This window comes from Streptomyces sp. NPDC031274, from assembly GCF_055570235.1.
In genome coordinates, this window is the sequence record NZ_JBVIHP010000047.1 from 10,847 (window position 1) to 30,895 (window position 20,049).

At 67.9% G+C, this 20,049-nt stretch carries 13 protein-coding genes and 2 pseudogenes; 12 read left to right on the forward strand and 3 right to left on the reverse strand.

All coding sequences use genetic code 11. The features are described 5' to 3' along the window. The first annotated feature begins 123 nt into the window (after window positions 1–123). Genes ACZ5CR_RS42125 through ACZ5CR_RS42140 form a run of 4 tightly spaced genes read left to right on the forward strand, consistent with a single transcriptional unit; the run spans window position 124 to window position 5,993 of the window. The gene (locus tag ACZ5CR_RS42125) at window positions 124–1,584 is read left to right on the forward strand and encodes a site-specific integrase (RefSeq protein ID WP_468868056.1); all 1,461 of its coding nucleotides are present in this window, start codon (window positions 124–126) and stop codon (window positions 1,582–1,584) included. After that, window positions 1,584–3,341 (forward strand): hypothetical protein, encoded by a 1,758-nt coding sequence (locus ACZ5CR_RS42130; protein WP_468868058.1) that lies wholly within the window; start codon window positions 1,584–1,586, stop codon window positions 3,339–3,341. The genes ACZ5CR_RS42125 and ACZ5CR_RS42130 overlap by 1 nt, the downstream gene beginning before the upstream one ends. Next, window positions 3,338–5,479 carry a site-specific integrase gene (locus ACZ5CR_RS42135; protein WP_468868063.1) on the forward strand — a complete coding sequence of 714 codons (2,142 nt, stop codon included), beginning with the start codon at window positions 3,338–3,340 and terminating at the stop codon, window positions 5,477–5,479. Before ACZ5CR_RS42130 ends, ACZ5CR_RS42135 begins: the two co-directional genes overlap by 4 nt. Window positions 5,480–5,495: 16 nt before the next feature. Then, window positions 5,496–5,993, forward strand: a complete 498-nt coding sequence (locus ACZ5CR_RS42140; RefSeq protein ID WP_468868065.1) for a hypothetical protein — start codon at window positions 5,496–5,498, stop codon at window positions 5,991–5,993. Window positions 5,994–6,091: 98 nt separating this feature from the next. On the opposite strand, the gene ACZ5CR_RS42145 is transcribed toward ACZ5CR_RS42140, so the two are convergent. Then, a complete protein-coding gene (locus ACZ5CR_RS42145; protein ID WP_468868069.1) occupies window positions 6,092–6,958 on the reverse strand; it encodes a GNAT family N-acetyltransferase in 867 nt (288 codons plus the stop codon). Window positions 6,959–7,429: 471 nt separating this feature from the next. Between ACZ5CR_RS42145 and ACZ5CR_RS42150 the strand changes: the two genes are divergently transcribed. The 4 genes from ACZ5CR_RS42150 to ACZ5CR_RS42165 all read left to right on the forward strand — a co-directional run bounded on the left by ACZ5CR_RS42150 (window position 7,430) and on the right by ACZ5CR_RS42165 (window position 12,608). Further along, window positions 7,430–8,716, forward strand: coding sequence for a DNA cytosine methyltransferase (locus tag ACZ5CR_RS42150; protein WP_468868071.1), 1,287 nt, complete (start codon window positions 7,430–7,432; stop codon window positions 8,714–8,716). Continuing rightward, the gene (locus ACZ5CR_RS42155) at window positions 8,716–9,834 is read left to right on the forward strand and encodes a DnaB-like helicase N-terminal domain-containing protein (RefSeq protein WP_468868073.1); all 1,119 of its coding nucleotides are present in this window, start codon (window positions 8,716–8,718) and stop codon (window positions 9,832–9,834) included. The genes ACZ5CR_RS42150 and ACZ5CR_RS42155 overlap by 1 nt, the downstream gene beginning before the upstream one ends. Before the next feature lie 66 nt (window positions 9,835–9,900). Then, on the forward strand, window positions 9,901–11,262 hold the full coding sequence (locus ACZ5CR_RS42160; protein WP_468868106.1) for an SPDY domain-containing protein: 1,362 nt from the start codon (window positions 9,901–9,903) through the stop codon (window positions 11,260–11,262). 473 nt (window positions 11,263–11,735) lie between these two features. Further along, window positions 11,736–12,608, forward strand: a complete 873-nt coding sequence (locus ACZ5CR_RS42165) for a hypothetical protein (RefSeq protein WP_468868075.1) — start codon at window positions 11,736–11,738, stop codon at window positions 12,606–12,608. 291 nt (window positions 12,609–12,899) lie between these two features. Here the strand turns inward: ACZ5CR_RS42165 and ACZ5CR_RS42170 are convergent. Beyond that, a pseudogene (locus ACZ5CR_RS42170) lies at window positions 12,900–13,786 on the reverse strand (DUF5655 domain-containing protein). Between the two features lie 468 nt (window positions 13,787–14,254). Here ACZ5CR_RS42170 and ACZ5CR_RS42175 point away from each other — a divergent pair. Together ACZ5CR_RS42175 and ACZ5CR_RS42180 are read left to right on the forward strand one after the other, a co-directional pair. Beyond that, window positions 14,255–14,815, forward strand: a pseudogene (locus ACZ5CR_RS42175) (ISL3 family transposase); the annotation flags it as partial. A gap of 174 nt (window positions 14,816–14,989) precedes the next feature. Continuing rightward, a complete protein-coding gene (locus tag ACZ5CR_RS42180) occupies window positions 14,990–16,060 on the forward strand; it encodes a phosphatidylethanolamine N-methyltransferase family domain-containing protein (protein ID WP_468868077.1) in 1,071 nt (356 codons plus the stop codon). 30 nt (window positions 16,061–16,090) lie between these two features. Here the strand turns inward: ACZ5CR_RS42180 and ACZ5CR_RS42185 are convergent, their stop codons facing one another. Further along, window positions 16,091–17,506 carry an FAD-dependent monooxygenase gene (locus ACZ5CR_RS42185; protein WP_468868080.1) on the reverse strand — a complete coding sequence of 472 codons (1,416 nt, stop codon included), beginning with the start codon at window positions 17,504–17,506 and terminating at the stop codon, window positions 16,091–16,093. 94 nt (window positions 17,507–17,600) lie between these two features. Between ACZ5CR_RS42185 and ACZ5CR_RS42190 the strand changes: the two genes are divergently transcribed. Both ACZ5CR_RS42190 and ACZ5CR_RS42195 read left to right on the forward strand, forming a co-directional pair. Further along, window positions 17,601–18,656 carry an NAD-dependent epimerase/dehydratase family protein gene (locus tag ACZ5CR_RS42190; RefSeq protein ID WP_468868082.1) on the forward strand — a complete coding sequence of 352 codons (1,056 nt, stop codon included), beginning with the start codon at window positions 17,601–17,603 and terminating at the stop codon, window positions 18,654–18,656. After that, window positions 18,653–20,047, forward strand: a complete 1,395-nt coding sequence (locus ACZ5CR_RS42195; protein ID WP_468868085.1) for a cytochrome P450 — start codon at window positions 18,653–18,655, stop codon at window positions 20,045–20,047. The genes ACZ5CR_RS42190 and ACZ5CR_RS42195 overlap by 4 nt, the downstream gene beginning before the upstream one ends. Window positions 20,048–20,049: the final 2 nt, after the last annotated feature.

Below are 20,049 nucleotides of genomic sequence, written 5' to 3' on the forward strand. Positions count from 1 at the left end.
ACTCGACCTCTTCGCGGGGCCTTCTGTGAGCAGAACTGCAGCGTCTCATTACGGCCCAGCGCCCCAACGACCAGCACGTTTGCGCTTTGCAGTCGCTTGAGTCGCATAGGTACGGTCCCCGCCATGCTGATGACGTTCTTCTCCTCTGCCACCTGGGAGTCCTGGGGACTATCTAGTCAACCGGTCATCCCGGACCGGATGCCGATCCTGCTCGATGACGACCTCCTCTTCGAGGACTCGGCCGGCCCTCGCGTCACGACCGTGATCAACCGGTGGTCACAGGAACTCCCGACAAACGGATGCCCGGCCCCGAACTCCTGGGAGACCTACGTTCGGGTTGTGCGGGACTGGACCCTCTTCCTGACCAGCCGGGGCATGCAACTCTTCGACGGCCGTCGCGAGTTGCGGCGGGGTCTGAGTGCCTACGCGGTGCACCGTGCGTGCGGCCCGCTGAAGGAACGGTTCGCCGCATCCACCTGGAACCAGCACATGAGCATCCTGTCCCTGTTCTATGGGTGGGCCGAGAGCGAAGAGCTCACGACCGCGGTGCCGTTCACCTACAAGCAGGCCGTCACTGCTTATGGCGACCAGGTGCGACTGCAGTCGGTGAACCTGTCCAAGCGGCGGACGCCGAAGCCGCACGTGACGATCAAGTACTTCGAGGAGGACTTCGAGGACACGTTCCTGAAGGGGCTGGGCGGTCTGCGCCCGGACGGTGCCGAGGACAGTCTCTACCGGGGCCGGACGACGGCACGCAACGCGGCGGTGGGTGGCTATGTGTTGTCCAGCGGGCTGCGGCGGCAGGAGTTCACGTACATGTTGGAGTGCGAGGTTCCGCCGCTGCCGCCCCGCCGGACCGAGCTGCCGATCTGGGTGCCGGTTCCGGCCGGGGTCACGAAGGGCCGGAAGTTCCGCGCCACGTGGACGACATACGACCCGCTCGCCCGGCTGCACCAGTACTTGCGGTTGCAGCGTGATGTTGCGGTGGCTCGCTCGTCATGGATTCCGCCAGCCAAGTGGGGGTCGCCCCTGGTGGTGACCGAGGCAGACGAGATCGGTGGCCGAGTTGATGGTGAGCGCGTGCTGTGGGCCGAGTTGACGCCGCGGGAACGTCGGTGTCTGGTCCGGCCTGATGGCGGATCGATGCTGCTCGCCGTGCAGAGTGACGGGAGTCCGTTTCGCGACTGGCCGACGGTCTTCAAGCGAACGTCGGAGCGGATCAGGGATCGATTCGATCCGCGTTTCCCGCATACGTCCCCGCACCGGTGCCGTCATACGTTCGCGATCAGGACGCTCGAGATGTTGATCGGCGGCTACTACGCCCAGCTCGCGAAGCTCGTCAAGGACACCGACGCGGACGCGGCCCTTGCGCTCTACCTGCGCAAGAACGACCCGGTGATGATCCTGCGTGACCTCCTCGGTCATACCAGCACTCTTACCACGGAGGTGTACCTCCGCCGCCTGGATACGACCCGGATCTACCGCGAGGCATATGAGCGGGCGGGCCATGACCACGGTCTGCTCGCCGAGGCCGAACGCGAGGCCGATGCCGAGTTCGACGACTTCGATGAGGACGATATCTGATGCCCGCGGAGATCCTGGAGAACCCGCTGCGGCTGTTCTGCACGTTCACCCGCGGTACCACGTCGACCCTGAATGTCGACGACTCGGTCAACCCCGTACTCGTCCGCGAGTTGCTGACGGGCCTGGTCTATCTGATGCATCCGCACGGCCAGGGTGACTCGCACCGGACTGCGGAGAAGTACAAGGGGACCATCGACTGGTTCGTCGGCGAGCTGGAAAGGCGTGGTCATCGGGGCGGGGCAGTAGGGCTGACCCGCGCCGGACTCGCAGCGCTGTGGTGGGAGGCGGGAAATCGGCGGGAGTCGGAGAGCCGCCGCATGCTCGCCGCGCTGGACGCCGAGACCTCTGTGCTGGCTCCGGACGTCCGGGAGCTTGTCCGAGGGCGTCTGTACAACCGGCATCCGAACAGCGAGCCGCTGCCGCCTTACGACGAGGTCGCCTGGGCAGGGCTGACCCGTGCAGCCCGAACGATCGCCAAGGAGTCATGGGCCGCGTACCGGGCGGCCCGAGCAACGGCGGAGGCCGGCCAGGACCCGTACGTGCATGGCTGGACGAGAGAGAACATCTTCTGGCTGATGGTGCACCAAGGTCCCGCAACACCAAGGTCGTTGGGCGAGCGGGTCGGCTTGTCGTACAACCAGATGCGCTACCGAATCGGTGACGGTAACCAGCGCTTCTTCGGCGAAGCACGTGAAGCGCTCTTCCCCAGCGCTCGCGTCGTCATCGCTTACCAGGTGTTGTTCGGCGTGTATAGCGGCATCGTGCCGGACGGCATCGCCGATCTGGGTATCGACGGCCTTGACTGGGCCGGCGACGCCGCGGTGTTGGTCCGCTATATCAAGGGCCGTACGTCCGAGGAGAGCATCACGCTGCCGAGCAAGGCCGTACGGGTGCTGGAGCGCTGGCTCGACTATGCCGACCTGGCGAGGTCACATTGTCCGCCGCAGCTGCGCAACAGGCTATGGCTGTGGATCGCCTACACCTCGCGTCGCGCGGGCGACGAGGGCCTGGGGCCGTGGAGATATGGACGCCCCTACAAGTCCACCATCGTCGACTGGTCTCGCGGTGCGGGGGTGGTCGACGCCAACGGGGCACCGGTGGTTGTGCACCGCCATCGAATCCGCACGACGTTCGAGTCCCACCGGGACCGATCTTCCTGGATCGGCAGCCGACGCTCGACGATCGACCCCAACCACACCCCGGCAGTAGAAGGCGACCACTACCTGTCCGCGATGACCGAGGCCCAGAAGAGCGCCCTGGAGGACATCGTCGAGCAGGCCCAGGGCGACCTCCTCCGCCGGGGCCAGCCGCCCATGGTTCTGTCCGACGAACAAGTCGCAGACCTTGCCCGCCAGTTCCCGCAGCTGGTCAGCGAGCTGGAGCTGGACGATCGGGCGATCGCCGAGCTCGTGGGCGGCCAGCGCGATGTGTTCGTAGCGTCCTGCATCGATCCGACCGCCGGCGTGCACGGCCCGAAGGGAAAGCCGTGCCCGGCTCGCCCCTGGGTGTGCCTTCTGTGTCCACTCGCTCTGTTCACGCCGCGGCACGCGGCGAACCTCCTGCGCATGAAGGCGTTCTTCGCCCGGCAGTGGCAGCAGATGCCCGCCGCGCAGTTCATGGCCGTCTTCGGCCACTACGCCCAGCGCATCGAGGACGTCCTGGTCAAGTACGACCCCACGCAGCTCGCCGCGGCTGCTGCCCACGTCACGGACACCGACGCCGAGATACCGCTCCTGCCCGAGGAGAGCACCCTGTGAGCACCATCCCCCAGACCGGGGTCCCGCTGTCCGGAACCGTGCCGTCACCCTTCGCCGGGGCTGACATCTGCGGCCTGGCCGGCTTCGTCCTCCCCATCGGGGCGGCCCGCTCGGTCTTCGAGGACGACGTCTGGGTCTTCACCCAGGTCATCGGCATCCCCGCCTACGTGTCGAAGTGCGCACGGCGCCTGGACTTCTCGGGGATCATCAATGAGCGGTGGAAGACTGTGGCCAAGGAGTACATCACCGCGCAGATGGCCCCCGGGCACGAAGCCGTACGGACGCTGCCGTACGCCAACCGGACGGTCCGCGTCGTCAACAGCCTCTACGCCGAGCTGCTGGAACTGGTCCGTTGGCTGAACTGGCTGACCGCCCAGGGGGTCACCGAGCTCGGCGAAGTCACTGAACATCACTGCACGTCCTTCGCACAGTACCGCGCCACCCACCGTCCCAACGGCAAGAAGACACACGATCGCCCCAGCGTCCGCAGAGCGGTCGAGCTGACGATCATCGGCCTGGCCCGTTACGGCGAGCTGTTCACCACCGACCGCTACCACCCCGGTCTGCGGCCGTTTCCCGCACAGGCCACCAGCAAGCCCAGCGGCAACGCCAACAAGACGCCGCCGGTCGCGGATCCGACGTTCCAGCCGCTCCTGGGTGCAGCCCTCTACCTCGTCCAGACCCTGGCCCCGCACCTGCTGCGCGAACTTGACGCCAAGCGGCGCTATGTCGCCCACCGGGCAGCGCTGCCCGCAGCACGGATTGATCGGGGCGAACTCGAGGCGGTCATTCGCCGCCATGTCGAAGAACAGCGTCCCTTCGAACGGAACGTCAACTGGGCCAAGACCAGGAAGTGGATCAGCAAGGACGACCCTTTGGGCAAGGTCAACCTCTACGCCCTCGCCGCGAAAGCCGGCCGGAGGGGGATCAGCCCCTCCACATTGGAGTCGGTGCGCGACGTCCTGGAGAAGGCGGTGGAGGCCGTCGGGATCGAGGAACCGTTCTGCCGCGGGGCCGACATGGTGGAGCGAGCCGACGGCCAAGGCGAGGCGCCCTGGTCAGAACCGCTCTCCGAGCGCGGCCTGCGGGCGCTCACCGGCGTGGTGAAGACCGCCTCGCACGTGGTCATCGTGGCGCTTTCCGGTATGCGCCAGAGCGAACTGCGCGAGATGAATGTGGGCTGCCGTGTGCCCCCGATCGAGGCCGGCCCTGGGCTGAAGAGGTACAGGCTGGCGAGCCGGGTCGTCAAGGGAAAGCCGCTGGGCGGTGTGCCTGACGAGTGGGTCGTGATCTGGGAGGCATATCAGGCGGCAGAGGTCGCCGAGCAGCTCCTGGGCCCGGGCGCCGAGGTCGGTGATCCCCTGCTCACCTCGCCGCTCGACAGCGACCGCTTCACGCTGTTCCGCCAGTGGGTCAACGGCGCCGCGGGACAGGCGCTGGGGCTGGCTCCGATCCCGGAGGGACAACTGACGACGAGGATGCTCAGGCGCACACTCGCCTTGGAGATTGCCTACCGCCCCGGTGGCTTGCTGGCCGCAAAGGTGCAGCTCAAGCACTTGTCCGTGGTGACAACGGAAGGATATGCGGCCCGTCCGGGCGGGGCACAGGCCAAGTTCCTCGCGGAGGTCAACGCCGAGGAGGCGGAACGCAACAAGGACCTCGTGCTGGCCGAGTACCGCCGCTACCAGCAGGGCGAAATGCCGGCGGGTCCCGGCGCCCGTGACCTGATCAGCTTCTTCGCCAGCGTCGACGGGAAGCTGGCCCGCGACGCCGCAGAGGAGCCCACCGTCGTCGGCAGCGACCAGGAGGTCAGAGCCCTCCTCGCCGAGATCGCCGGCGTCCTGCACCTGGGGGTGGCGAACTACTGCTGGTTCATCGACCCCTCCAAGGCGCTGTGCCTGAAACTGGCCGGCACCCCGAACGCGACGAAGCCGCTGGCGGGCATGTGCGATTCCGCCCGCTGCCCACAAGCCACCCACCACCCCTGCCACCGGCCGGTGTGGGCCGAGAGCGTACGGAACAAGCAGGTCTTCATCGAATCGATCGGCCGCAACCACAAGACCGAAAAGGCCCGGCTGCAGGCCGACTTGGATCGGGACGTAAAGGTCCTGGCCACAATCGACGCCACCACCACGTAAGGAGAAACCCCACCTCATGGCACGCATCAGCACAGAGACCCGCGCCCGCAATGAGCAGGCCGTCCGGGCCGCAATGGACCGGCTCCTGAAGGGTGACCTCCCGCCCGGCGGCAGCTGCGACATCAAGACACTGGCCGCCGAGGCCGGCGTGACCCGCACCGCGTTCTACCCGAAGAAGAACCGGAACGGCACCACCCGCCCCGGCCCCTACCAGCATCTCGCCGAAGAGTTCGAGCGACGCCTTCACACTCTGCAGCAGGCCGGAGAAGTCGTCGACCCGCGGATCGCGCAAATCGAACGGCTCAAGACCAAGGTCACCGACCTCAAGGAACGCCTGGCCCAGCGGGACGAGACCGTAGCCGAGCTCACCTTGTTCAAGGAACTCGCCGTCTCACGCTTGGCCGCACAGCACGACGAGATCGTACGTCTACGGGAACAAGCCGCAGCCCTCGGCAACGTCCGCCGCCTACCCGCCACCCGCCCCGGAACAGCCCCGTACGGATCTTGCAGCTGAGCCTGACGCCGACTAATGCGGCCAAACACTGCGAGGGAGCTCGTCAGCATGGCCCGCCGCGTTCCCTCGCGTGCCCCTGACCCGCCTTATGACGCTCCTCACGAAAATTTGTACCCGGCGAAGTCGGCGACATGGGCGTACCCAATGCGCTGGTAGAGGGCGTTGCTGGTGGGGTTGTCCGGGTCCGTGAACAAGACAACGTCCGTCGCGCCCGCGGCCAGCGCTGCCCTGCTCGCCTCGACCGTCACAGCTCCCGCGTAGCCGCGGCCCCGGAGGTGGGCCGGGGTGTAGACGGGGTCCACCCGGACCATGCCGCCGACGACCGAGGTCGCGGCCGCCATCGAGACGGGGGTGCCCTTTGCGGTCTCCCAGAACGTGAAGTGCCTGTCGCCGAAACGCGAGTCTTCCCAGGAGCCGGCGTCGATCAAGTCGATGGAACTCTGTTCCCCGACATCGACACAGAACTCACGGCACCAGCGCACGACTTGCTCACGGTCCTGCCCACCCGTGAGGCGCCGCCGGCCCTCCGGGCGCGGCTGCGGTGGGGTGAGCGTGCCGAGACGGTAGAGATGCGTCCGCCAGAAGAGTACCGGCGCTGCGCTCGTGTGCCGCTGCCATGACTCGGCGAAAGCGCCAGCAGTGTCGTGGTCCGCGATGACGTTGGAGGGCGAGTGTCCGAGGCCGGCCAGGTGAGAAGCGAGGGCGTTGGTCTGCTCGGCAGAGAGGGGAGTGAGGCCCAGGCGGCCGCGCGGAGTGAGATAGAAGATCGCGCGGACTTCGCCTCCTGACACCAGCCGGCCGAAGACGGGAGCTCCGGCGCCGTGTTCGGCTGTCCCGCGTATCCGCAGTTTCTCGATGTCCGTCAGCGGCGTGTTGTGCAGGGCGGGGCGCGAGCGCAGGAAGTCCCCGGCTCGGGCGAGGAAATCGTCGACGTCTTGGGTGAGGTGCCAGTCATCCGGGAGCATGCTTCATGATCCCGGATGACCTCGACTCGGGGAGCACTTGCTCAACGCCTTTCAGCCACGTGGCGTAGCTGCTTCCGATCAGTCGCGAGTTCGGGCTTTGGCGTCTACCTCGCCCCGCAGCAGCGATCAGAGCGGCATCTGACCGGCAGCGAGCGCGAAGAGGCACCCCGCGGCGTCGCCGCCGGAGAGCTGCGCAGCAACTGGCCCAGCGACTGAGCAGATCACAACGATCCCCTCACGACCGAGAAACGATCTTCAAGACGGTCACATCGTCCCTGGTTGGACTCACCCATGAATACCCCCTATACGGAAGGCCCCTATGCCCGAACCGATACCTTCACCTATCGTTCCAGCCGACGTAGCACCCCCACGCCGACGTGATCTCAGTCACGTAGTTGTGCCGGACAAAGGGACACCATGCCTCGCTGCAACGCGACACAACGAGGACTCTCGACCCTCGCGTAAAGCGACATGACCTGCGTGGGACACAGCGTCTGCCGACACAAAGGCCCGGGCGGCTGGAGCAGGGCCCTGCATGCCCTCGGCGTACGCGACGTCGGCCTGGAATGGGACCCGTGGGCCTGCAAAACCCGCGCTGCCGCAGGCCAGTTGACCATCTGGACCGACGTGGCGATGTATCCGACGTGGCCCTTCATCGGCCGCACCCGCGGCGTGATCGCATCCCCGCCGTGCCAGGCGTGGAGCATGGCCGGCAAACGCCTCGGCCTCCTCGACCAACCGCTGGTGCACGCGGCGGTCGAGGATCTGGCCGCCGGGCGCGATACCCGCGAACGCCTACTGGCCGCCTGCCGCGACGAGCGCTCCCTGCTCGCCGCCGAGCCCATGCGCTACCTGTACGCCCTGAACACCGTCGGCGAGCCCGACTGGGTCGCCATGGAGGAAGTGCCGGACGTCCTGCCGCTGTGGAAGCAGTACGCGGCCATCCTGCGCGGATGGGGGTTCTCCGTCTGGTACGGGATCCTCAACGCCGCCGACTTCGGCGTTCCGCAGACCAGGAGGCGGGCGATCCTCCTCGCCTCCCGCGTCCGCACGGCGCAGCCTCCCACACCCACGCACGCTCAACTAGCTGAACCGGATTCACTGTTCGGCCCGGGCCGCACTCGCTGGGTCAGCATGGCCGAGGCGCTGGGGTGGGGCGCCACCGACCGCCCCGTACCCACCGTCTGCGCCGGCGGCGGACCCGGCGGCGGACCCGAACCCTTTCCTTTCGGCTCCCGTAAGGCGCTGTCCGATGCCCGGGAGCGCGGCACCTGGACGCCCCGGGCGGAGGGTGTGGCCCTGCAGTCGCGCCGCGAAGGCACCGGATGGGCGGCACGGCACGGTCCCCGCGAGAACCGGGCCGCCCACGCTCCGGCGCCGACGTCCACCGCCGAGGCGCACCGCTGGTCCTGGTCCCTGCGCAGCAACAACCAGGCCAACGCCACCGTCCGCCCGCTCTCCGAGCCAGCAGGCACGCTGTTCTTCGGCCACCGGGCCAACGAGTGCACCTGGGTCGCCGAACCGGTCACCGCTGCGGCACAGGATGCGGACGCCCCCGCTGCGCCCGAGCCGATCCGGATCACCGCCCGCGAAGCCGGCCTCCTGCAGACGTTCCCCGCCGACTACCCCTGGGCCGGCAACAAGGGCCAGCAGTTCTCCCAAATCGGCAACGCCGTACCCCCATTGCTGGCAGGCCACCTCCTCGCCCCACACCTCGGCGTCACCCTCGACCCGAACGACTTCGCCCTCGCCGCCTGATGCCCACCATCCCCGAGCCCGACGAAGACGATCTCGCCGCCATCGCGCCGCCACAGCCGGTGTTCCACGTCGAGCAGGCCCTCCTCGGCGCCCTCCTCCTCGAACCGCATCGCCTCGGCGACGTGACCGGCATCGCCGCCGACTCCTTCTCCACCGCCGTGCACGCCGCCCTGTACGACGCGACCAGCACCCTGCCGCCGCCCGACCCCGCCGAGCACGCCCAGAACACCAAGTGGCTCGACCAAGTGCTCACCAAGGGACGCAACCAGACGCGCGGACTGACCGCCTCCTATCTGCACACCCTGATCCAGGTCTGCCCCTGGCCACAGCACGCACCCGCCTACGCACGCATGGTCGAGGCCGAACACGCCCGCCGCCGCTTGCAAACGGCCGCCGAACACCTCCTCCGGACGGTCCACGACGCCACCCTCCCGCTCCCCGTCCAGACGGTGCTGGCGGAAGCCGACGCACTCGGCGCCGTCGTGAACGACATCGCGAGCCGCTTCCCGCCGCGTTCCGGAGTCCTTCCCCGCACCACGGCACCGCCGCCGCCCGTCGCGCCCGACCCCAGGGAAGCGGTCGAGGAGGAGCAGCTCCTGCTCGCCACCGCCACAGCCCACCCTGCCGATATCGGCTCCGTCCAGTGGCTGCTCCCCGATGACCTCACCCTGCCCCTGCACGCCGGCCTGTGGCAGTGCCTGACCGCCCTCACCCGCCGCCGCGAGTCCGTCGACCCCGTCACCGTCCTGTGGGAGGCCCAGCAGCGCGGTCTGCTCGACGACGGAAGCGAACCTGGCGACGTGCTCCGCCTGCTGGCCGAACCGGCCGGATCCCTGGAGTACTGGGGCGAGCGAGCCCTGCAGCGATCTCTCCTGGTCACCGCCGATCAGGCTGGCCAGCGCATCCAGGCATACGCCGGCGACCCGGCGAACACTCCCTTCCAGCTCGTCGTCGGCGCCCGCCGCTCCCTCGCCGACATCGCCGCAATCCGCACCCGCTGGCAGCACGCCACCAGACCGGCCCCGCCGCAGCAGCCGCGAGCCGCGCCCCCCACCCGCGCTGGCCCACCGACCACCACCGCCGCGCACACCGCACGCGCCACGCGAGCAGCCCGATAGCACCCCACTCTGCCGGTGGCCGGACCCGAAGGCCCGGCCACCGGCAGAAGAGACGAGACCCTCCACGTGACTCCCGCCATCGACGCCCACGTCCGCCTCGACACCCACCCCACTCACCCGAGCGCCGTGCAGGCCGTCCTCACCGGCAGCCAGGCCCGCATCGCTCTCCTGACTCTGGAGGCTGCCGGCTGGAGCGTCGCCGCCACCAACGTCCTCATCCTGGCCCGCATCGATCACGAGGAGCCCTACTGGGCCAACGACGCAGCGATGCAGCTGATTGCGGAGGGCATCACCGTCGAGATCTCCTCTCGGCTCCAGGGGGCCGTCGACGAGGAATGGACCTGGGTGAACTATCCGATGCCGTGGTGCACCCGCAGCGAGATCCGCGACATCTCCCAGCAGGCGCAGAAGATCCACGACGACATCCGCCACGGCCACCTCCTGATCCACGCCCACGCACGCGACGGCCACACCACCGTCGCGGTCGGCACCTACCTACACCGAGGCGGCAAGTCCGTCTACCTCCACGGCGAGAATCACCTGCGCCAAGTCGCCGACACCTTCGACTCCCCCGCGGAAGCGCTGATGGCCTTCGAGAAAGTCCACGCCGCCGAAATGCGCCCCGGACCAGCACCCCTGACCGACACTGAACGCGCCGCCATCGAAGCGCGCTCCGTCTTCGACGTCACCACGGCCAAGTCCGAACCCTCCCGCCCGGAGCCGGAGACCGTCCCCGTCTACCTGGCCGACGCCGGCGACCATGACGCCCTACTCGACGAGTTCCTCACTACGCACGGTGAGTTCGAGCGGTGGAGGACCTGGTCGGATGACACGACGCACGCCATCCACGAATCGCAGACCCTGCGCATCGAGCACGTCCACGAAACCCCCGACCACGAGACCGCATGGACAGTGGCCGCCTACGAGACACCCGTCTCCGACCGCATGTGGGTCCTCACCGCAACCGGCGCCACCCCCGCCCCTGTACTGCAGGAACTGCTGAACCACCTCGCCGAGGGCCACGGTTGGGACACGGCAGTGGGTGCCCCAGTGGACGAGAAGACGGTCACCGCGGCCACGCAGCCGCTCTCCGACGCCGGATGGCAACACACCGTGGACGGACGATGGATCCGTTGGACCTCCCCCGCCGGGGACGCAGGCGTCCACTTCGACGCCTTCACCGCCCAGCACCCGATCCAGAACCTGACCACCTGGACCGCATGGGCCGGCCCCGACCAGAACCGGCCCACCTGGACCGTCACCGCATCCCCGCACACCCCCAGCTCCCTGCTGGCGGACCTCGCCGAGAACCTCGCCCACGGAATCGGCACGCGCAAGACGCCAACGAATTCCCGGCGCATCTCCCCGTTGGCTACCGTGCCGACCAGCCCTCCACGGATCTACCACCAGCCGGCCAGGCGGAGCTAGTGACGGCCGACCCGTTGCACAGCTCGGAACATCAGCGCAGACCCCGACCCACGCAGCGTGCCGTGCGGTCGCCGTAGGGGATACAGATCCGTCGAGCCCGGCCCATAGCGTCCGTACCGACAAATGAGTGAAGCCCACTCGACTTCAACGGCGAGGGGCCGTCACGTGACCTAAGATACGAACGCGGCTTGACCACCGCTCCCCGGAGACGATTCGGCCCAGAATTCCTCCACGCTCGGGTGAACCGGTCATCCAACGAACTTCCGCGCATCCCACCGGATCTCATCCGTACGTCCTGGGCCGAAACGTACTGGAGAACCATGAGCGCACCTCACCAAGACATCTCCTTGCTCCGACGTCTTTACACGGGCGAGAGCGTCCAACAGGCTCGCCGGGCGGTTGGTCGCCTACAGGACGGCGCATCACCGATTCCAGAGGCCGCCTCGTCAGCCCAACGCTGCCTTGAGGCCCGCGTGCTTCTCGCTCTCCTAGAGTTTCGGAACGTGTATACGCGCTTCCCTCTGGGGGTCGCATCGGTTCACCCCGAGCCTCACAGCATCGCTTTGGCCGTAGAGAGCGAAGAACGGGCAACCGAACTTCTCTTCAACCTCCTCCCGTCGTACGCCGAGGGCCACGAGGTGTCCGGTGTGCCCGGCCTGCGCATCACCCGGCGAGACCAGACAGCGATCGAACTGAAAGTACTGGGAGAGGCCGCCCAAGTGCGGCTGACAGGTCTGCCGGCCAGGCTCTGGCGCAGCGCCGAGACAAACATGCTCGCCAAGTGGATCGACCCTGACAGCATGAAGCTGTGCTGGCATTCCTCACCCCGGTCTTGGACCACCGCGGAGCGGGAGCACAACGCACAGTGGGAAGACAGCAGCGATCACTACGTGCAAGTGACCCAGCGCGGCGCCTGGCTGGCAAGCGGACTGCTCCGTCGCGCTGCCCTTCTCCATACCGTCGCCAACACCTTCCTGATCGACGGCTACCGAGGCGCCGCGTTCGACGTGAACAGGCTGGTCTTGCGCTCGTCACATACACGCGAGCAAGGACCGGGACCGCATCACATCGTCGCCGCCCTAGTAGACCCCGTATGCGGTCTACCCCTCTCCCTCCAGAGATTTCGCGGTGACACCGACGAGAACTACGGCGGCGACCAGCAATTCACACTCGGAGACGCCGACAGGACAGCCGTGCTCGAACTCCGAGCCACCACGGAACGGCCCCCCTCCCAACTTCCCCCAGGTCTCTGGAAATCCATCCTCAGTCGCATGCCAAAGGCAGGGTTCACAAGCCGATTGTCTCCGAGCGTCCTCGCTGGACTGTGCGGACCCGAGTCGTCATAGAAGCCGAGACGTTCTGTAGCCCTCAACGACTCCGCCAGGTTGCGGATTCGAGCGGCACAAGGCCGATCGTGCGACACGTCCGGCAGGTTGGAACCACGAAGAGCACCGCCGCCTACCCATCTCGACCTGGGCACGGCCGCGCCACATAGCCCGGGATCGCCGGTTAGCCAAACCGGCGATCCCGGGCAACATTGATAGTCCACCGCCACGTCCCACCCGCACGTCGAAAGGCATCGCCCCACGACCTCAGAGCAGCCACGACGCGGCCACGGCCAACAGGCCGACAGACGATCACGCCGCTGCGTAGCTCGCCCTGAACAGATCCCGCGCCCACTCCACGTCCCTCGGCGTACGGAGCTGCACCTCCAAGTCGCCCGTCCCGTGGTGACCGAGCCCAGACACGTCCCGGGTGAACCCCGGAACGAGGTCGACGTCCTTCGGGTCGACCTTCAGGTAGACCAGCAGCTTGCTGCGCTGCGGCGGGCATAGGCAGGCGAAGTTCCGCAGCCGCTGGTACGCCCGATACTGCTTGCGCTCGACACGGTTCACTCCGTCCCCGAGCCCGAGCAGGGCCTCATCGACCGCGCTCGCCAGCTCCACCATCGACGCGCCTTCGACGTCGGCTGCCGCCCGGGTAACCGCCTGGCGGTGCGCCCGGCGGGCTACCTGCATGCTGCCGCTCACAGACGCCACCGTCTCAAGGCCGAGCAGGTCGCTGCCGAAGAATCGGTAGCGGACCAGGTCGATCGAGCGCCGGTGCTCGCGCACGGCGTGCACGTCGTAGCGGGTGAAGTCGCCGGCGATACAGATCAGGCGCGGCCCGCTCCACAGGACCTGGGATGCAGCCGTCACCCCGAGCCGGTCGCGGACCAGGTGCTCGAACTCGGCCCGATGGTCCATCAGCCACGCCAGATAGAACAAGCCCTGATTGATGACGCCGGCGTCGACCCCACGCTTGTACTCGACGATGACGGGCGACCCGTCCTCGTCCAACCCCAGCGAGTCGATCCGGCCGCCGTGGACCGGTCCCGGCCGTACTCGCTCGCCAGGAACCGCACCCCCAGCAGCGTCTCCATGTGGACCTCGACGAGACCCTGCACATCTGCCTCGACCTCAGCGAGACGCGGCGTGACCTCGGTCATGCCGCGTCTCGCTGTGTCCGTACGGAACAGCTTCATGCAGACCCCCCTGCTGCCTAGGAGATCGACAACGTCGGGAAGGTAGAGATTTGTTTCCGCAACGGGCGTTGACCGTGTGAAGAACGAGTGTTGCAGGCGAGATCTAGGAGGTTAGTAGCCCTCGCCTGACAACTCGCACACCCCTGACCCCGCAGGGCCCGTCAGCACCCCGCACCCAGTACGAATCCAGCACGGCAAAAATCAAGGGGCCAACTCCGAAGAGTCAGACCCCGTTTGACCTGCACGTTTACCAGATCGACGAAGTGGGTCAAGTCACCCGCTACACGTTGAAGCGGAACTCGACCACGTCGGCGTCGGAGTGAGCAACCCACTCTCCGGACGCGATACTTGCCGCTGTTGATCGGGGCAGCTCCGCCGGGGCGGAGCGAACGACTACGCCTGCGACCAGCTCAGGCAGGATGGACCAGCGCACCCGCGAACGGCTTCCCGTCCTGCCGGTGCTGGCCGTGGCACAACCTCTGCGAAACCGCCCTGAGCGAGGTCAAGGCCCACAGCACCTGCTGGGCCGCACCCTCGTCCAGCACCTCTTCGAAGAGATCAAGGCCCTCGGGTTCACGGGCTCCCTCAACCGCCTGCGCAAGTACAGCAACCAAGGCCGGGCGGACGCCGACCGCAGCCACATCTCCCCGCGCAGGCTGGCCCGGATGCTCCTGACCAAGCCCGAGAACCTCAAGACCGGACACCGCGATCTCCTGCACCAGCTGACCGCCGCCCGCCCCGAGATGACCGACCTGGCCTCGGCCGTCCGGACTTTCGCCCAGCTTCTGCAGCCCCGGCCCGAGAACGTCGACGCGCTCGATCACTGGATCACCCAGGTCCGCATGGCTGACCTGCCGCACCTGCACCCGAGGCCTCGAGCGAGACCACTACGCCGTGATCGCCGCGGTCACACTTCCCTACAGCAATGGCCCCACCGAAGGCGTCAACACCAAAACCAAACGGATCGCACGCCAGATGCACGGACGCGCAGGCTTCAACCTCCTCCGCCACCGCATCCTCCTCGGATAGCGACACACTCCGTCACCACCGAATGCGAGACAGGGCCGTTAGTTTTACAGTCCCATCCACTCGGTGGTGCGCCCCCCTCCCACGAGTACACCGCGCGCGGATCCGCGCTCTCTACCACCCCCGCCGGACCCATGATCAAGTGGGAGACCGCCAATGGGTTCGGAGAAGTCATTGATGTTGGCCTGTTTTCTCTTCACGGGATTCGTCCTCGTCCTCTTCGCAGGCTCCCGCCTCCTGCCTGGCAGAGAGATCCCGGCTCCACCGCCGGAGGACGGCGGCAGGCCCTCCGCTTATCGTCTCAACGGGCAGTTGATCTTCTGGTTGTGCGTGGGGGCCGTGGTGGCGTGCTGGTGGTGGCAGCCGCATGCGCTCACCTGGCCGGCCCGGCACTGGACGGAACTGCTGGCGTCGGCGAACGTCTTCGCGTTCGCTGTCGCCGGGATCCTGTACGTGGACGGCCGGAGACGGGGGCGGTCCGGTGAGCGGCGGACGGGCCTGAGGCGGAAGGTCGAAGACTATTTCTACGGTGTGCGGCTGAATCCCGGGTGGGCCGGTGTGGACCTCAAATTCTTCTCCTACCGGCCCTCGCTCATCGGTCTGTTCGTGTTCAACGCGTCCACCGCAGTGACACAGTACGTGGACCAGGGATCGGTGAGCGGACGCATGATGATGTACCAGGCGTTCTTCTTCGTGTATCTCGCCAACTACTTTCAGTTCGAAGGCGGGATGCTGCACACCTGGGACATCGTCGCCGAGCGTTTCGGGTGGGCGCTGCTCTGGGGGGACTTCGTTCTCGTGCCCTTCTTCTACGGAGTAGCCGGCCGGAGTCTGGTGACGCTGCGGGAGCCTCTTCCCCCCTGGCAGGGAGTGATGTGCTGTGCCCTCTTCGCCTTCGGTTTCTGGCTTTTCCGGGGCGCGAACGATCAAAAGCACCGCTTCAAGGAGGACCGGTCGGCGAGAATCTGGGGGCGGCCCGCCAAGGCCCTCGACGACCGGCTCCTGGTCTCCGGATTCTGGGGCATCGGGCGGAAACTCAATTACACGGGCGAACTGATGGTGTACCTCAGCTGGACCCTGCTGTGCGGAACGGAGTCGGTGGGGCCGTATCTGCTTCCTGCCTGGCTGCTCGTCCTGTTCGTTCACCGGGCGCACCGTGACGACCGCCGCTGCCGCGCCAAGTACGGACCGCTGTGGGAGCAGTACTGTCGTCACGCCCGGTTCCGGATGTTCCCGTACATCTACTGAACCGGCCGGTTCAGGGCCGACGAGCCCTTGTCACGGCCCCAGCAGCGCCACCTTCCGCGCGGACTGCTGAGGCGGCACTCCGACGTGCGGCCCCCCCAGCCACAGCAGCCATTCCGCGAGCCCTCCGAGGGTCAGGGCGGAGTCGAGCACATCCTGGCTCTCGTCGCCGAATGCGCAGGCCACAGCGCCAGTGGCGATGGCGGCGAGCGAGCCGCCGAGGGCCGTCCTGCGGTGCTCCTCGAGTCCGAGCAACCGCAGCGTACGGGCACGTTCGCGCGGGTCCGCCCGCCAGAGGGCGAACAGCGACTGCCGTAGGGCGAGGGTCGCGCGGTCCTGGCCGGTGAAGACCCGGTGGAGGGCGGCTGCGACCCGCTCCGGCACGCGCGACTGCGCGGCACGCAGGCGGTTGTACGCCACAAGGGGGTCCAGAGGTGTGCGGGAGTACTGCGCCGCCAGGCACTCGGCGTCCAGGAACGCGCAGGTCATGCCCTGCGCCGCGAGCGGATGGCCGTGCCCTGCCGCATCGCCTACCAGGGCTACCCGCCCGCCGCCGAAGGACGACCGTCGGCGAAAGGAGTTGGCGGCCCACTGGAGGGGGCCGTGGCGCAGGTGGGAGCGCAGCGCGGCGCCCAGTTCCCCAGGCAGGTGCGGCGCATAGCCGTGCTCCAGGTAGCCCCGGATCTGGCGCGGCCCCGGTCGGCTGAGCGGGACATCGAGGGTGACGCGGACCAGATCGGGGGCGGTGCGGTAGGCCAGAGCGGGACCCGGGCCGCCCAGGAAGATGTGCCCGAACCCCTCCAGGGGCAGGGTGATGTGGCGCAGGGCCAGGCCGGCCATGTGGGACAGGGTGGCGGGTCCGCGGGTCTGGGCCCGCACCGCCCGCCGTACGGCCGAGTTCCGTCCGTCAGCGCCCACCACCAGATCCGCGATGAGCGGCCCTTCGTCGGTACGGCATTCCCCGTTCTCCGTGAGGGTGACGAGTCGCTGCCCTCCCTTTACTTCAATATTCGGCCGCTGCGCAAGGGCGCATTGCAGCTGTTGGGTGAAAAGGTGGTGCGGAGCTGTTACGGCCGTACCCTGGGCGTAGCGGAGAGGGATGGGTGCTTCTTTGCGACCCGGGTGAAGTACGAAGCCCAGATGGTGAATGAAGTCGGGCGGGCGCAGCTCAACTCCCAGGCGTGTCAGTACATTTACGCCCTCGGGGTGCAGCCATTCTCCGGAAAATCGGCCCCTCCGCTCCATATGTGGTTCGAAGACCTGTACCCGTGCCCCGTTGCGTTCCAATGCCAGGGCTGCCGCACAGCCACCGGGACCCGCACCTACTACCACAACTTCCGCAACTTCCGTTTCCTTCATGCCTTTCTCTTCCTCTCCCGTCCTTCGTTCGAGTGGAGAATTCTGGCGAGAATGCCGATCGAGTCGCTCACTGAATACAGTTAAGAACATAGCGGCAGTTGGCTAGGGTCATCCGAAGCCCCCCTCGCATGAGGAGACGTTGGTGAATCCGCAGGCTTCAGCGGCAAATTGAGGGAGACGGATCATGTTCTTGGTGACAGGCGCGAGCGGGCACCTGGGGGCGAATCTCGTGCGGCGCCTGCTCAGCGACGGCCATGAGGTTCGCGTTCTCGTGCGCCGCCCGGGGACGGACGCTGATGCGATGGCCGGGCTCCCCGTCCATCGCGCGGTCGGCGACGTGCGCGACGTATCGGCTGTCACGGCCGCGATGGCGGGTTGTACGGGCGTCTTCCACTGCGCGGCGCGCATCTCGACCTCCGCCCGCGGGCGGCGCGGCATCTATGAGGTCAATGTCCTCGGCACGCGCAATGTCTTGCAGGCCGCGCGCCAAGAGGGCGTGCGCAGGGTGGTGGTGACCGGGTCGTTCAGTGCGACCGGCCCGGTCGCCGGGCGGCCCAGCACGGAGGCCGACCTGCACTATCCCTTCGAGAAGCACACGCCTTATGCGCGCAGCAAGGTGCTGGTCGAGCACGAGTGCCACAGGGCCGCGGCCCAGGGCCTCGAGGTGGTGATCGCCGTATCGACGGCGATCATCGGCCCGCACGACTACGGCCCTTCCCGCATGGGGCGGGTCCTGCTCGACCAGGCCCACGGGCGGCTCTTCGCCTACATCCCCGGCGGCTTCGAGTTCGTCTCCGTCCAGGATCTGGTGCATGGCCATCTCCTCGCGATGGAGCGCGGCCGCTCCGGGCACAAGTACCTGCTGTCCACCGGCTTCCACACGGTGGACGAGTTGATGGACTTGTATGCGCAGGTCACCGGGCATCCGAAGCCTCGGGTCCGGATGCCCCCGCGTGCCATGGGGGCGCTGGCCCTGCTGGCCGAGGGCCCGCGTGCGATCCTCACACCGCACCGAGACGCACGCTTCACTCCTGCGGCCGTGCGGTTCCTGCGCTCCGAGCGCCGTGCGGACTGCTCGCTGAGCCGGGATACCCTGGGCTATCGCCCCACCGACATCGCAGGCGCGGTCGAGCAGGCGTACCGCTGCTTCGTGGACCGGGGCCTGGTCGACCGACGCCGTACTTCGCACCCCACGGCGGCCCGCGGTGCCGCACCGGCCGGAAAGGCGGTCGGCCGGTGACGGCCGGACCCTTCGAGGCCGACCAGTGTGGTGTCCCGGCGCCCCGACTGCCGGGCCGTCAGCTGCCCTGGCTCGGACCGGCGCGCGCATTCCAGCGGGACCCCATCGCCCTGCTGCGAGGCGCCCGCGAGCGGGTCGGCAACACCTTCGCCTTCCCTCTGCTGGGCCAGGACGTCGTCTTCACCAGCGGTCCCGAGGCCCAGGCCGCCGTCTTCGAGGCGGACGAGGCGATCCTCAGCCCCCGAGAGGCGTACCGCTTCATGACCCCGGTCTTTGGCCGGGGCGTCGCCTACGACGCAGCTCCCGAGGAGATGGACGCCCAGATCGGCCATCTGAGGCCCGCGCTCGGCTCGCGCCAACTCGATCAGTACGCCCACGTCATGGAGGACGAGGTCCGGGCCCGGCTGGCCCGCTGGCCCCGGTCCGGAGAGATCGACCTGATCACCGAGCTGAACCGGATGACGGTCTCGATCGCCACCCGCTGCCTGATCGGCGAGGAGTTCCACCAGCGCATGGGGCCCGAACTGCCCCGCCTCTACTACGAGTTGGAGAGCGGCATCCGGCTCGCGGGCGTCCTTAACGCGCGCGTGCCGATCCCACCATTCCGGCGCCGCGACCGCGCCCGGACAGCCATCGCCCGCGCGATCGCCGACGTGATCGCCGAACGCCGCGGCCGCCCCCCGGAGCCACACCCGGCCGAGGGCCGCGACATGCTGGCCGCACTCCTTGCGGCCCGCACCCCCGACGGCGCACCGCTGCCCGACGACATCGTCATCGGCACCCTGATCACCATGATCTTCGCCGGTCAGCACACCAGCACCGTGCTCGCCACCTGGACCGGCGTCCTGCTCCTGGGCAACCCCGAGTACGTACCGGAACTGCTGGCCGAACAGCAAGAGGTGTGCGGACAGGACCCCCGGCTCAGCACCCGGACACTGCACCGCATGGAGTTTCTGGAGCGCTGCGTCCGCGAGGCCGAGCGCCTGCATCCCCCACTCATCCTGCTGATGCGCAAAGCCCTGCGGGGCATCACCCTCGACGGCTACCACGTACCGGCCGGCGCACTGGTCATGATCTCGCCCGCCGTCTCGCACCGGATGGCCGAGGTCTTCCGCGAACCGGACCGCTTCGACCCATCCCGGTACGCGGACGACCGTAGCGAGCACCGGCACCCCTACAGCCTCATCGGCTTCGGCGGCGGGAAACGCCGCTGCATCGGCCAGGCCTTCGCCTACCTCCAGGTCAAGTCGATCTGGAGCGTACTGCTCCGCGAAGTCGACCTGAAGCCCGCCAAGTCCAGTTACCGGCCGGACTACTCCACCTTCATCCCGGCCCCGGCCGCTCCCTGCACCGTGCGATACCGCAAACGACCCGCCCCCGGACCGGAGTGACC